The 12,680-nt window shown below is 65.9% G+C and carries 16 protein-coding genes and 1 pseudogene; 9 read left to right on the top strand and 8 right to left on the bottom strand.

Features of this window, described 5'->3' with window-relative positions:
* Positions 1 to 11: 11 nt before the first annotated feature.
* Positions 12 to 629: a hypothetical protein gene (locus HNS34_RS14335; RefSeq protein ID WP_172320774.1), complete on the bottom strand. Its 618-nt coding sequence runs from the start codon at positions 627 to 629 to the stop codon at positions 12 to 14.
* A 157-nt stretch (positions 630 to 786) separates the two neighbouring features.
* Here HNS34_RS14335 and meaB point away from each other — a divergent pair, with 157 nt between their 5' ends.
* The 3 genes from meaB (at position 787) to HNS34_RS14320 (ending at position 3,389) form a co-directional block, all read left to right on the top strand.
* Positions 787 to 1,782, top strand: coding sequence for a methylmalonyl Co-A mutase-associated GTPase MeaB (gene meaB / locus HNS34_RS14330; RefSeq protein ID WP_172320773.1), 996 nt, complete (start codon positions 787 to 789; stop codon positions 1,780 to 1,782).
* Between the two features lie 253 nt (positions 1,783 to 2,035).
* Positions 2,036 to 2,242, top strand: coding sequence for a cold-shock protein (locus HNS34_RS14325; RefSeq protein WP_172320772.1), 207 nt, complete (start codon positions 2,036 to 2,038; stop codon positions 2,240 to 2,242).
* A 271-nt stretch (positions 2,243 to 2,513) separates the two neighbouring features.
* A complete protein-coding gene (locus HNS34_RS14320; protein WP_172320771.1) occupies positions 2,514 to 3,389 on the top strand; it encodes a lysophospholipid acyltransferase family protein in 876 nt (291 codons plus the stop codon).
* 20 nt (positions 3,390 to 3,409) lie between these two features.
* On the opposite strand, the gene HNS34_RS21030 is transcribed toward HNS34_RS14320, so the two are convergent.
* The 3 genes from HNS34_RS21030 to HNS34_RS14310 form a co-directional block, all read right to left on the bottom strand.
* Positions 3,410 to 4,432, bottom strand: coding sequence for a tetratricopeptide repeat protein (locus HNS34_RS21030; protein WP_328700544.1), 1,023 nt, complete (start codon positions 4,430 to 4,432; stop codon positions 3,410 to 3,412).
* Complete coding sequence (locus HNS34_RS21025; RefSeq protein ID WP_328700543.1) at positions 4,417 to 5,043, bottom strand: hypothetical protein; 627 nt, start codon at positions 5,041 to 5,043, stop codon at positions 4,417 to 4,419. Before HNS34_RS21025 ends, HNS34_RS21030 begins: the two co-directional genes overlap by 16 nt.
* A 76-nt stretch (positions 5,044 to 5,119) precedes the next feature.
* Positions 5,120 to 5,587 carry an Lrp/AsnC family transcriptional regulator gene (locus HNS34_RS14310; RefSeq protein ID WP_172320770.1) on the bottom strand — a complete coding sequence of 156 codons (468 nt, stop codon included), beginning with the start codon at positions 5,585 to 5,587 and terminating at the stop codon, positions 5,120 to 5,122.
* Between the two features lie 107 nt (positions 5,588 to 5,694).
* On the opposite strand from HNS34_RS14310, the gene HNS34_RS14305 reads away from it, so the two are divergent.
* On the top strand, positions 5,695 to 7,065 hold the full coding sequence (locus HNS34_RS14305) for an aspartate aminotransferase family protein (RefSeq protein ID WP_172320769.1): 1,371 nt from the start codon (positions 5,695 to 5,697) through the stop codon (positions 7,063 to 7,065).
* Between the two features lie 258 nt (positions 7,066 to 7,323).
* Positions 7,324 to 8,523 (top strand): annotated as a pseudogene (locus HNS34_RS14300) (DUF2254 domain-containing protein); the annotation flags it as partial.
* On the opposite strand, the gene HNS34_RS14295 reads toward HNS34_RS14300, so the two are convergent.
* Positions 8,487 to 9,179, bottom strand: coding sequence for a DUF2161 domain-containing phosphodiesterase (locus HNS34_RS14295; protein WP_172320768.1), 693 nt, complete (start codon positions 9,177 to 9,179; stop codon positions 8,487 to 8,489). The pseudogene HNS34_RS14300 and the gene HNS34_RS14295 sit on opposite strands and share 37 nt — an antisense overlap.
* Before the next feature lie 157 nt (positions 9,180 to 9,336).
* Here HNS34_RS14295 and rpmB point away from each other — a divergent pair, with 157 nt between their 5' ends.
* The 3 genes from rpmB to HNS34_RS14280 all read left to right on the top strand — a co-directional run bounded on the left by rpmB (position 9,337) and on the right by HNS34_RS14280 (position 10,577).
* Positions 9,337 to 9,624 carry a 50S ribosomal protein L28 gene (gene rpmB / locus HNS34_RS14290; protein ID WP_172320767.1) on the top strand — a complete coding sequence of 96 codons (288 nt, stop codon included), beginning with the start codon at positions 9,337 to 9,339 and terminating at the stop codon, positions 9,622 to 9,624.
* A 108-nt stretch (positions 9,625 to 9,732) separates the two neighbouring features.
* On the top strand, positions 9,733 to 10,080 hold the full coding sequence (locus HNS34_RS14285; RefSeq protein ID WP_172320766.1) for a hypothetical protein: 348 nt from the start codon (positions 9,733 to 9,735) through the stop codon (positions 10,078 to 10,080).
* Positions 10,081 to 10,118: 38 nt separating this feature from the next.
* Positions 10,119 to 10,577 carry a copper chaperone PCu(A)C gene (locus tag HNS34_RS14280; protein ID WP_172320765.1) on the top strand — a complete coding sequence of 153 codons (459 nt, stop codon included), beginning with the start codon at positions 10,119 to 10,121 and terminating at the stop codon, positions 10,575 to 10,577.
* A 25-nt stretch (positions 10,578 to 10,602) separates the two neighbouring features.
* Here HNS34_RS14280 and HNS34_RS14275 read toward each other — a convergent pair whose 3' ends face one another.
* Complete coding sequence (locus tag HNS34_RS14275) at positions 10,603 to 11,070, bottom strand: invasion associated locus B family protein (protein WP_172320764.1); 468 nt, start codon at positions 11,068 to 11,070, stop codon at positions 10,603 to 10,605.
* Between the two features lie 78 nt (positions 11,071 to 11,148).
* Positions 11,149 to 11,838, bottom strand: coding sequence for an NAD-dependent deacylase (locus tag HNS34_RS14270; RefSeq protein WP_172320763.1), 690 nt, complete (start codon positions 11,836 to 11,838; stop codon positions 11,149 to 11,151).
* 55 nt (positions 11,839 to 11,893) lie between these two features.
* Here HNS34_RS14270 and HNS34_RS14265 point away from each other — a divergent pair, with 55 nt between their 5' ends.
* Positions 11,894 to 12,382 (top strand): low molecular weight protein-tyrosine-phosphatase, encoded by a 489-nt coding sequence (locus HNS34_RS14265; protein WP_172320762.1) that lies wholly within the window; start codon positions 11,894 to 11,896, stop codon positions 12,380 to 12,382.
* Here the strand turns inward: HNS34_RS14265 and HNS34_RS14260 are convergent.
* A complete protein-coding gene (locus tag HNS34_RS14260; protein ID WP_172320761.1) occupies positions 12,340 to 12,642 on the bottom strand; it encodes a hypothetical protein in 303 nt (100 codons plus the stop codon). The genes HNS34_RS14265 and HNS34_RS14260 overlap by 43 nt on opposite strands.
* Positions 12,643 to 12,680 lie beyond the last annotated feature (38 nt).

The raw sequence follows: 12,680 nt of genomic DNA, 5'->3' as shown, positions 1-12,680 counted from the left end.
TCCGGCCAAGGTCAAGCGGCCCGCGCAGGCCCCTCACCCGCCAGCATCGCGGCGCGCAGGATCAGCCCGAAGGCGACCAGTTCGACGATCTCCTCCCAGACCTCGCTGCGCGGCAGGCCAAGCCCGCCCTTCTCGAACGCCATCGACAGCGCGAAGACCGCGACCGCCGCGCCGATCCGCAGGCTGCTCGGCGAGCGCAGCAGGCGTAGAAAAGCGGCAAGCCGGTCGGGCACCTTGCGCACCCAGATCGTCAGCGCCGCCCCGAGCAATGCCAGCGTCAGCACCGACAGCGCGACCTCGACCCCGGTCACGCCCTGCGGCGGCAGGCCGAGGTTGCGGCCAAAGGTGGTCTCGCGCGCGGCCCCGATCAGCGGCACGCAGATCAGCACCAGGCTATAGGCCAGCGCGGCGGCGGCCCGTGGGGTCTCGATCCGGGCGGCAAGCCGGGCGATCCGGTCGAGGAAGACCCCTGCCGCCAACAGCAGCACCGCGATCTGGAGGTTTTCGAGGGGGCCGTTCTCGGCGGCCAGCGGCAAATCACGACCCTGCCATAGAAGGGAACCGGCGATCATCGCGAAGACGATCAGGAACGGGGTGTCGCGGGTCTCAACTCGGGTCTCGGAACGCACGGGGGAAACATGACTCTTCGGAAACGGTTGCAGGCATAACACCGGAATCGGGCCAAGGTTCCCGCAATCATGGGCGCGGCCGCCGCTCTGGACAATTCCGCCCAAGACGACAAGGTTGCGGCCAGACACCGCGCCAAGACGAAAGGACCGCCGCGCCATGCCGGACCCGCGCCTGCCCGCCGATCTGCCCGAGCGTATCCTGAAGGGCGAACGCCGTGCGCTGGCCCGCGCCGTCACGCTGGTCGAAAGCACCCGCGCCGATCACCGGGCGCAGGCGACAAAGCTCCTGGAGGCGCTGGCGGGCCATGGGCGGCAGGCGCTGCGCCTTGGCCTTTCCGGAACGCCGGGGGTGGGCAAATCCACCTTCATCGAGGCGTTCGGGATGATGCTGATCGAGGCCGGCCTGCGGGTCGCCGTCCTGGCCGTCGATCCGTCCTCGACCCGGTCGGGCGGCTCTATCCTGGGCGACAAGACCCGGATGGAGAGCCTGTCCCGCGAGAAGAACGCCTTTATCCGGCCCTCGCCCTCGCTCAGCCATTTGGGCGGCGTGTCCCGGCGCACGCGCGAGGCGGTCGCGCTGTGTGAGGCCGCCGATTTCGACGTCATCCTGATCGAGACCGTGGGCGTGGGCCAGTCGGAAACCATGGTCGCCGAGATGTGCGACATCTTCGTGCTGCTGCTGGCGCCCGCGGGCGGGGATGAGTTGCAGGGCGTCAAGCGCGGTATCATGGAGATCGCCGACCTGATCCTGGTCAACAAGGCCGATGGCGACCTGAAATCCACCGCCACCCGCACCTGCGCCGATTACGCGGGCGCGCTGCGCCTGATGCGCAAACGCGCCAATGACCCCGAGGGCTTTCCCAAGGCTCTGGCGGTCTCGGCGGTCGAGGGCGACGGGCTGGCGCGGGCCTGGGACGAGATGCGGGCGCTGGCCGACTGGCGCAAGGCAAATGGCCATTGGGACAAGCGCCGCGCCGAGCAGGCCCGCCACTGGTTCGAGGAGGAGGTGCAGAGCGGCCTCCTGGCGCGGCTCACCTCAGACCCCGACACGCGCGCGCGGATCCGCGATCTGGGGGCAGAGGTCGCCGCCGGGACCACCTCGCCCGATGCGGCGGCGGCGGAGGTTCTGGCCGGTTTGATGCCGCCCGATTGATCACCGTCAGGCCGTTTTTTAGGCACCCTCAAAGGGCAGGGTGACGTAAGGGCAGTCAGGCATGCCGAAATCTGCCGATGCCGCTTCCGAAAATCTCAAATCCCTTGCATTTCAACTGATTCCCTCACATATTTTTGCCTGCGACGTTACCACTATCGACCATACTGCTCCTTTCGGCTCAGTCCCTCGATCTTGCACTGACAGAGCCGACCTGCCGCATACTGCGGGCAGCACTACCTAGGAGAAGACGACGATGGCAACTGGCACCGTCAAATGGTTCAACACCACCAAAGGCTACGGCTTCATCGCACCCGATGGCGGGTCCAAGGATGTGTTCGTGCACATCTCCGCGGTTGAGCGCGCGGGCCTCACCGGTCTGGCCGACAACCAGAAAGTGACCTTCGATATCGAGCCCGGCCGCGACGGCCGCGAAAGCGCGACCAACATCGCGCTGGCGTAGGTCGTTTCGGGTTTCACCAGTGTCTGTGTCGGTTTTCGCGTTCGTCCGCAGCGTGCGAGAGGCGGAGAAATCCGATGCGATTGGTAGCCTGACAACGACCAAGGCTTCGCCCCTTTGGGCAGACCACGGGTGAAGAAACGGGCGTGCCGCATCGGTTCGCCCGTTTCTTGTTGCCGAAGACGCATGTTACGTCCGATCCGGTCCGCGGCCATTCTTGCGGTTCGCGACGTTAATGCTTGGTTCTTCGTGGCAGTGCGTCCATAGACACACCATGCTCACACGTCCGGTCAAATCAGCCTGGCAACATGTCAGGTATCTCCCGCTGTGGTCGGCGCTCGTCTATTCGCGGGGGCGTGCCTTTGAGCGACGCTCGCGTGCGCTCGGCAAGGTGGTCGGCTGGACGATGCGGTGGTTTCCCCCTGCGCGCCGCAGATTCGACCGTGAACTGCTGCGGATCTTTCCCGATATGGCGCGCGACGCGCGGATGACGCTCTGCCGCGACATGGGCCGCAACATGGGCCAGACCCTGTTCGAGATCTATCACGGGGCCGAATTTGCCACCCGCCTGAGCCGGTTCTCCGTCTCCGGTCCCGGTCTGGACGCGCTCGATGCCGCGCGGGCCGCCGGCAAGGGCGCGATCATCGTGTCCGGCCATTTCGGCCAATGGGAGGCGGTGCGTGCCGTCCTGCGGGCGCGGGGGATGGAGACCGGCGCGGTCTACCGTCCTCAAACCAACCGCCATTACCAGCGCCGCCTGTTGGCCGGAATCGAGGCCGGCGGCAGGCCAATCGTCGCCACCGGTTTTGGCGGCACCAAGGAAATGGTCGCCCATCTGCGCGTCGGCGGCGTCATCGCGATCCTATTGGATGAGAAATACGCCGATGGCCAGCGGCTGCCGTTTCTGGGCCTGGATGCGTTGACATCGGTCTCGGCGGCGCAGCTGGCGCTGAAATACGACCTGCCGATGGTGCCCGCCTATGGCACCCGCAGCGCCGATGGCAGCAGCTTCACGGTCGAATTCGAAGGCCCCATCGCCCATAGCGACCCCACCACGATGACGCGGGCCTTCAATGACAGCCTGTCGGCCCGCATCTTGCAGAGGCCGGATCAATGGTACTGGATGTTGCGCCGCTGGCAGGGCGCGTGACGGCGCGCCCGTCTTTCCGTTCAGGCCACCTGACGGCAGTAGCAAGACGCCTTCACCGGCACATCCGCCCGCGCGACGGCCCGATCCAACTGGCGTTCGACATGCGCCGCCTCGACGGTCTCGCCGCGCCGGGTCAGGCATTCATGCAGACCGTGCAGGCTCCAGACATTGTTGGGATGCTGGCAGGCCCGCGACAGGGTGTCGTCCAGCCCCAGATCGGCGCGGTAGACGGCCTCGGCCTCCTCGTAACGCCCCTGGTCCAGGAGCAGCGCGCCAAGCGCATGGCGCGTCGGCTGCATCCAGCCCCAGGGCTCGTCATAGGGCAGGGTGTCGTCCAACTCGATGGAGCGGCGCAGGTGGTCGAACGCCGCCTCATGGCGGCCCGATTTATAGGCCAACTCGCCCAAAAGCATCTGCTCGGCTACCGTCAGGATGTCGCGGCAGGTGTTGTTGAACAGCATCCTTGTGTCCGGCACGCGGTCGCGGGCCGCGACAAAGGCGTCGCGCTCGGCCTCGGCGGCAGGAATGTCGCCCAGATTGGCCAGTGCCACCGCGCGCGCATAGTGCATCATCGCCGTGGTCACGCAGTAGAGCCCGGCATCCTCGGGCAGCGGCTGGTCCAGGATCTCCTGCCAGCGCCCGAACCGGATCAGCACATGCTGCTTCATCGGGATGAAGCCCTCGAACCAATCCGCCAAAGGGCGCAGGAGGTCGGCGGGCAGGGTCTCGATCAGCTCCTGCGCCGCCTCCAGCGCCGGTCCGGGCTGGCCCAGGAACATCGCGCCATAGATCTTGAAATGGTAATTGTGGCAGCGATAGACCGAATAGAAATTCTCGGCCCCCGCATGGGCAAGGTAGCGCCGGTCGGCCTCGATCGCGGTCTGGTTGCGCAAGACCACGTTCATGTAATCGCCGCAGAGCACGTCGATATGGGTGGACATGTGCAGCAGATGCCCCGCATCGGGCATCAGTGTGCTCAGCCGGTCGCCATGGCGCAGCGCCTTTTCGGGGTAGGGCGACATCTCCATCAGGTGGATATACATGTGCAGAAGGCCGGGATGATCCCAGGCGCCCGCCAACGAGTCGAAGGCGGTTTCCAGGACCTTGCGCGCCTCTGCCGTATCGGCCCGCGCGCGGGTTGGCCCGAGACCAGATCCCACAGCTCCCACGGTGTCCGGTTCATCAGCGCCTCGGCAAAGAGTGCGGATACATCCAGATCGCCCGGATGCGCCTGATGCACGGCGCGCATCGCATCGGCATAGGCATCGGTGGCCTCCGTCAGCGCCGCATCGTCCGCGCTGTCGGGGTAGCGACTGAAAAGCGCCGCGATCAAATCACGTTCCACCGCCGTGATGGCCGCGCCGCTTTCCTGCGCCCTCTTCAACGCACCGCGTGCGGTGGCCAGTGCGTCGGGCGCTTCGCCGGGTTCGAAATCCTCCCACGGCTTGTTGTAATTCGGCCCGATCGCATAGGCGATCCCCCAGAGCGCCATGACGCAACCGGGGTCGGCCTCCAGCGCCGCTTCGAAACAGGTGATCGCCTCTTCATGGTTGAAGCCGTAGGTCCAGTTCAGGCCCCGGTCGACCCATTCCTGCGCCGCGTCCGAGCCCGTGCTCACGGGCCGCGAATAGGCCCCCAGATCGAAATACCCCATCACCCCGTCCCCCGTTTCGGTTTTTGTTCCGCCACAGGGGTAGCATCTTTTTGCGATTCGGCGGGCCGGGATGCGCCTACCCCCAGGGCGGCACGTAGAACCCGGCCTTGATCCGGTCCATCACCACCGTGGTCTTGAAGCCCTTGATGTCGGGATTGTCATAGAGGAAGTTGCGGGTGAATTCCTCGTATTCCTTGATGTCGCGGGCGCTGATCACCAGCACGAAATCGCTGTCTCCGGTGACGTAATAGGCGCTCATCACCACCGGTTCGCGCCGCACCGCGCGCTTGAAATGGTCGATGATGTCGGAGCGTTCGCGCTCCAGCTGAACGGTCACGATCATGGTCAGGGTGCGGCCCACATCCTCACCCGAAATGACCGATATATCGCCGGTGATCACCTTGTCGCGCCTCAGCCGCGCCAGCCGCCGTTGCACGGATGTGGGCGACAGCCCGACCCGGTGGCCCAGTTGCGCCGAGGTCAGTTGATTGTCCAGTTGCACCTCATGCAGGATCTTGCGATCCAGGTCGTCGATTTTCGCCATTCCGATCCCCTCTTGCGCCGCAAGACTGCACATATCGCACCAATTCGCCGCAAATCCCCCCATTTCGCCGCTATGCTGCGCGCAATCCTGACAGAAAGACAAGACCGATGCTGACCAATGATCAACTGGCCCTCTGGGACCGTGAGAATTTCTTTCACCCTTCCACGCACCTCGCGCAACACGCGCGCGGCGAAACGCCAAGCCGCGTGATCGCCGGTGGCGACGGCGTGCATATCACCGACCGCGACGGGCGGCGGATGCTGGATGCCTTTGCCGGGCTCTATTGCGTGAACGTGGGCTATGGCCGCACCGAGATTGCGGAGGCCATCGCCAAACAGGCGCATGAGCTGGCCTATTATCATTCCTATGTCGGCCACGGCACCGAGGCGTCCATTACACTCGCCAAGATGATCCTCGACCGCGCGCCCGCGAACATGTCCAAGGTCTATTTCGGGCAGAGCGGCTCGGACGCGAACGAGACCAACATCAAGCTGGTCTGGTATTACAACAACATCCGTGGCCTGCCGCAGAAGAAAAAGATCATCTCGCGCTGGCGCGGCTATCACGGCTCGGGGCTGATGACCGGCTCTCTGACGGGGCTGGACCTGTTCCACAAGAAATTCGACCTGCCGCTTTCCCAGGTGATCCACACCGAAGCGCCCTACTACCTGCGCCGCGCCGATGCGTCGATGAGCGAGGCGCAATTCGCCCAGGACTGCGCCGACAAGCTGGAGGCGCTGATCCAGGCCGAGGGCCCCGACACAATCGCCGCCTTCATCGGCGAGCCGATCCTGGGCACCGGGGGCATCGTGCCGCCGCCCGCTGGCTATTGGGATGCGATCCAGAAGGTGCTCAAGAAACACGACATCTTGCTCATTGCCGATGAAGTCGTCACCGGCTTCGGCCGTCTCGGCACCATGTTCGGCAGCGACCATTACGGCATCACGCCCGATATCATCACCATCGCCAAGGGCCTGACATCGGCCTATGCGCCGCTCTCGGGCTCCATCGTGTCGGACAAGGTCTGGAAGGTGCTGGAGGACGGCACCGACGAATACGGCCCCATCGGCCATGGCTGGACCTATTCCGCCCATCCCATCGGCGCGGCGGCAGGCGTGGCGAACCTGAAGCTGATCGACGAACTGGGGCTGGTGGAAAACGCCGACAAGACCGGCGCCTACCTGAATGGCGCATTGAAGGACGCGCTGGCGGGTCATCCTCATGTGGCCGAGGTGCGCGGCGAGGGGCTGATGGCCGCCGTCGAACTGGCCGAGACGAAAGAGCCGTTCGGGGCCTTCGATCTCGCGCGCAAGATCGGCGCGGCGGTCTCTGCCGCGATGGCCTCGCAGGACGTGATCGCGCGGGCCATGCCGCAGGGCGACATCATCGGCTTCGCGCCGCCGCTCTGCATCACGGAAGCCGAGGTCGACCGCGTCGTCGAGGTGACGAAACGCGCGGTGGAGAGCGTCCTCTCCTGAGCCGCATGGTAACGGTTTCTTAACCCCGCCGATGCCAGAATATCCCCATGCTTCAGACGGCATGAACACCCCAGACACGCGCCCGCAAGGTTCCCTCGTTGCGGGCGCGTTCCGTCCCGGACCGGCAAATTCCCGGTGGCCCTTCGCGCGCGATCCTCTCATGATGGCGAAATCACACAAGGCCAGAGGGACAGCAGCCCGCCCATGAACAACCGGATTCTCTTCAAGATCCTGCAATTGCGCTAACGCCTCTGGGCGCGGCCATTGCTCTTCTGCATCATGGCCGTCCTTGCCGCCGCATTGGCGCATCTGACCGATTTCGTGGTCCCCGACGACCTGCCGCCTCAGATCAGCCGTGACACGGTCGACAGCCTGCTGACCATCATCTCCTCGTCGATGCTGGCGGTGGCGACCTTCGCCGTCGGCTCGATGGTCTCGGCCTATGCCTCGGCGGGGCAGGCCGCCACCCCGCGCGCCTTCTTCCTGGTGCTCGACGATGACGTGTCGCAGACCGCGCTGTCCAGCTTCATCGGCGCCTTCATCTTCTCCATCGTCGGCCTCATCGCGCTGAAGACCGAGTTCTACGGCCCCGCCGGCATCTTTGCGATGTTTCTTCTGACAATCTCGATCTTCGCCTGGGTGATCCTCACCTTCGTGCGGTGGGTCGACAATATCGCCCGCCTGGGACGCCTCGGCAGCACCATCGACAAGGCCGAGGACGCCGCGGAGGCTTCGATCAGGGACCGGCTGTCGCAGCCCTATCTGGGCGGCGTGCGGCAGACCGAGAAGACGGCGCTCAAGGGCTATGCCGTCCACGCCTCGCAGATCGGCTATGTGCAATATGTCGATGTCCAGGCCCTGCAACAGATCGCCGAGGCGCATGGGCTGCACATCATGCTGGCCGCGCTTCCCGGCACCTTTGTCACCCATGACCGGGCGCTGGTGGTGCTGAACCATGGCGGCATGATCGACGACGACCTGCGCGCCGAGATCGAGGATTGTTTCGTCATTGGAAACAATCGTAGCTTCGAGGAAGACCCCCGCTTCGGCTTTATCGTGCTGTCCGAGATCTCGGCCCGCGCCTTGTCGCCCGGTGTCAACGACCCCGGCACCGCCATTGTCACCATCGGGCGCTTCGTCAAGCTCCTGGCGCTCTGGACCCGGCCCGAGGATCCCGACAGCCCGCCGCAGATCAAATATGACCGCCTGATCGTGCCCGAAATCGCCCTGGACGAGATGTTCGACGACGCTTTCACCGCCATCGCCCGCGACGGGGCGGGCACGGTCGAGGTCGGCATCCGCCTGCAAAAGGCGTTCCGCAGCCTGGCGCGGATCAGCTATCCGGGGATGCGGGACCAGGCGCTGCGTCATTCCGGCCTGGCCCTGAAACGCGCCCGCCAGGCCCTGCCGCTGGAGGAGGATTACGCCCGGCTGGAGGCGGTGGCCAGGACCATCTGAGGATCATAACCCGCCAACCCCTCCACCCCCTTGGGCGTCAGCGCATAGACGCCCTTTTCCACCCGCTCGAACCAGCCGTAATGATCGTCGCGCATCAGCCGCGTGGCATGTTCCACCCCGGTTTCCGCCTTCACCGCCGCCCCCTTGCAAGGGCCATGCGCGGCCAGATGCGCCGCACAGCGCAGCGCGTCCTGCCGGTAGGCGGTGACCAGCCCCACCCGCGTCGCGCCGCCCGTGTTGGGATCGCCCACCCGGCGGGCGAACTCGCGCAGCAGCCGCTGACGTTTCGGCTTGGAGATGCGCGGCGCGTACGGCCCCGGATCGCAATGCACCTCGACCAGCCCGTCGCGCAGCCGCACCGTGATCAGCCCGAGCCCCAGGCGCCGCGCCAGCGCCGTGTTCTCCTTCAGCGCCTTCGCAAAGCCCCGCCCCTTGCCCCTGGGCACCGCCAGGTAGACCAGATCGGCCAGCGCCAGCCGCGCCACGCCCTGGTGGAACAAAGCCAGCGCGAAGCGGGTCTTCATCTCGACGATCACCGGCTCCTCCGCGCCGCGCAGGGCCACCACATCGGCCGCGCCGACCTCGGATTTCACCTCGTAGCCCTGGCCTTGCAGAAAGGCGCGGATGGGGGGGTATAAATCGGTTTCCTTCACCATGACCGTCACGCTAGAAGCGGGCGCAGGGATTGTCACCCGCCAAGCGGCGTTCCGGCTTGACACCGGCCCCCCCGGCGCTTATCCACCGGCCAGAATTCCGAGGGCGCTGACCAGCCTCAGCGCCCTTATCCGTTTCAAAGAACCCGAGGTAAGCCCCATGTCGCGCGTCTGCGAATTGACCGGAAAAGGCCCGATGGTCGGCAACAATGTCAGCCATGCCAACAACAAGACCAAGCGTCGTTTCCTGCCGAACCTGAACGAGGTCACGCTCGGCTCCGACATCCTGGATCGGCGCTTCAAGCTGCGCATCTCCAACGCCGCCCTGCGCACCGTCGACCATCGCGGTGGCCTGGACGCGTTCATGGCCCGCGCCAAGGACGAGGAGCTGTCGGACAAGGCGCTGAAAATCAAGAAGGAAATCGTGAAGGCCCAGGCCGAGGCCTGATCTTCCGATCCCGACCCGACCCGAAACGGCCCGCCGGAGCGATCCGCGCGGGCCGCTTGTCATTTTGCCGCTTTCCCCTGGTCGGGCTCATCCCCTAGAACGGGCCCCATGACCCGGCCCTTGCCCATCCTGACCGCGCTTTTCCTGGCGCTGACGCTGGCCCTGACCTCCGTCAGCATGGCCGTGGCGCGCGGCGGCATGAGCCTCTCGGGCGTGATGATTCTCTGCGTGGACGCCACCCAGGTGATCGTGCCGCTCGGCCCCGACGGTCGGCCGCGGGAATCGCCGCCCGCCTGTCTTGATTGCACGATGGGCGCGCTGGCGCCGAGCGTTGCGGCCCCGCTCGTGGCGCCGGTTCGGCGCGCGCGCCTCGCGCAGGCCGCCCCGGTCTCCGCCATCCCCGACACGGTCCCCGCCCGCGCCCCGCAGGCCCGTGGCCCGCCTCCTTCCGCCTGAACCCGCCACACGAGTTTTCAGACAGAAGGAGACGACGGATGTCGTTCAAACCCACCCTCCTCATCGCGGGGCTTGCCGCACTGAGCCTGCCGGGCATCGCCTCGGCGCAGATGATCATCGAAGACGCCTATGCCCGCGCCTCCGGCCCCTCCGCGCAATCGGGCGCGGCGTTCATGGTCATCCTCAACCAGTCGGATACGGATGACCGGGTGACCGGCGTCACCTCCGACGCCGCCGCGCGGGTCGAGCTGCACACCCATATCGAGGATGAAAACGGGGTCATGCGGATGCGTCACGTTGTGGACGGATTTCCCATCGCGGCGGGCGAAAGCCATACCCTCGCGCGCGGCGGCGACCACATCATGTTCATGGGGCTGAGCCAGCCCTGGCACCACGCAGACACGATCACCGTCACGCTCATCTTCGAGCATGCCGACCCGGTCGAGCTGACCATCCCCGTCGATCTGGACCGGATGGATCGCGGCGTGTCGCACTGACAGGGCCAGCGCAACGCGGGGCCGTTCACGGGGTCGCGTTGCGCATCAGCGCCAGCGCGCGGGCCTCGGCCTCGGCAAAGCCCTCGGGGTTCAGCATCCGGACCTCTCCGCCCTGATCCACCCCCAGGTCGCCGATCATCTCGGCGGTGAAGGCGGGGGAATAGTAGGTCAGGACCGCCTCGTTGCCGCCCTCGGTCATGTCCTGCCCGAAGAGCCTGTCGCCATCCACCGGGTCACGGAAGGTCAGCGCGTAATAGCCTGACGGGTAGACGAACATGACAAAGCCCTGGTCATCCTCGACCGCGCAGTCGCGCAGATCGTTGTGGCGGCTGCCGCTGCCGGGCGCGGTGCAGAGAACCTGCCAAATGCCGTGGGTGGACTCGAGCGTGTAGTCGGACAGGTCGTAATTCCCCGCGCCGACCTGAGCGTGGGCAGGGGCCATGAACATCCCCAGGATCAAGGCAGGGAAGGCCGATTGCAAAAGCGACTTCATGAAAGGACTCCTGAAATGGGAACTATAGTGTATATCACACATTTAGTGGATGATACAGCCCCTTCCTGAAGCCTGCGTTCAGGCCAGCACCTCGGCCACCCAGTCCGGTACCGCCTGCGTTGCTGGCCCCGCGATCACCCGGTCGAACAGCCCCGGCACAAGCGACGGCTCCAGGTTGATCTCGAGCGTCTCGACCCCGCAGGCGCGCGCCTCATCGACGAAGCCCGCTGCCGGGTAGACCTCGCCCGAGGTGCCGATGGAAACGAACAGGTCGGCCCGCGCCAGCGCATGCCCGATCTCGTCCATGTGAAACGGCATCTCGCCGAACCAGACGATATCGGGTCGGGCCCTGGGCGCGGTGCAGGCGGGGCAGGGGGCCGCCGGGTCCATTGCCCTCGGCGCGGGCCAGCGGTGATCGCAGGCCGCACAGACCGCGCCCGACAACGCCCCGTGCATATGCAGCACGTTCTTGCTGCCCGCGCGTTCATGCAGGTCATCGACATTCTGCGTCACCAGCAGCACCTCGCCCGGATACTCCGCCTCCAGCCGTGCCAGCGCTGCGTGTGCGGCGTTCGGGGCAGCGTCCAGCATGTTGGCGCGGCGGGCATTGTAGAAATCATGCACCAGCGCGGGGTTGCGGGCAAAGCCTTGCGGTGTCGCGACCTCCTCCAGGTCATATTGCGACCACAGCCCGCCCACGTCGCGGAAGGTGCCAAGCCCGCTTTCCGCCGAGATACCCGCCCCGGTCAGGATCACGATCCGCTTCATCTCTCGCCCTCCTCATGGCATCAAGGGCCCGACCCGGTATAGGAGCGCCCCCCGAATGACCCACTCTATCCTCAGCGTCTGTCTCGGCAATATCTGCCGCTCGCCCGCGGGACAGGGCGCGTTGCAGCGCGCGCTTCCGGGGGTGCGCATCGACAGCGCCGGAACCTCCGGCTGGCATGACGGCGATGCGCCCTACGCAGCCATGCAGGAGGCCGCCCGCGCCCTCGGCCTCGACCTCAGCGCGCAGGTCTCGCGCCGCGTGCAGCCGCAGGATTTCACCCGCTTCGACCTGATCCTTGCCATGGATGCGCAGAACCTCGCCGATCTGCGCGCCATCCAGCCCAAAGGCTCACCCGCCCGGTTGGCGCTCTATCTCGATGCCATGGAAAAAGGGCCGCGCGATGTGCGCGACCCCTATTACACCCGTGATTTCAACGGGGTGATGGCCTTGATCGACCGCGGCGCGCGGGCCTGGGCCAGCCGCCTCCAGGGCGATTCAGGTCAACTGCATTGCAACTCCGCGGCTTCCCCGAACGCTTCGTAGCGGTCCCAGAAGGCATCATCATTCGGCCGGTTCGAGGCCCGAACCTCCTGTGCCTCATCGGGGTCGCGGAAGAACCGCGCCGCCTGGCGCATCTCGCGGCGGGTCAACGTCACCCGCGCCACGCTGCCAATGCACGCACATAGTTGCGGCGACGCCTCCGTGCGGTCCGAGCGATTGCACGCGCGCTCCACCGGGTTGGCGTCAACCGGCGCGCCCACCATCATGAAGACCGCCACCAAAAACGGAAATTTCTTGGTCATGAACCTGTCCCTTTCTTGCCTGTCCTTGCGGGGTTTTC

Source organism: Alterinioella nitratireducens (assembly GCF_013155465.1).
Taxonomy (GTDB): domain Bacteria; phylum Pseudomonadota; class Alphaproteobacteria; order Rhodobacterales; family Rhodobacteraceae; genus Alterinioella; species Alterinioella nitratireducens.
This window is presented reverse-complemented; position numbering and strand designations above follow the sequence as displayed.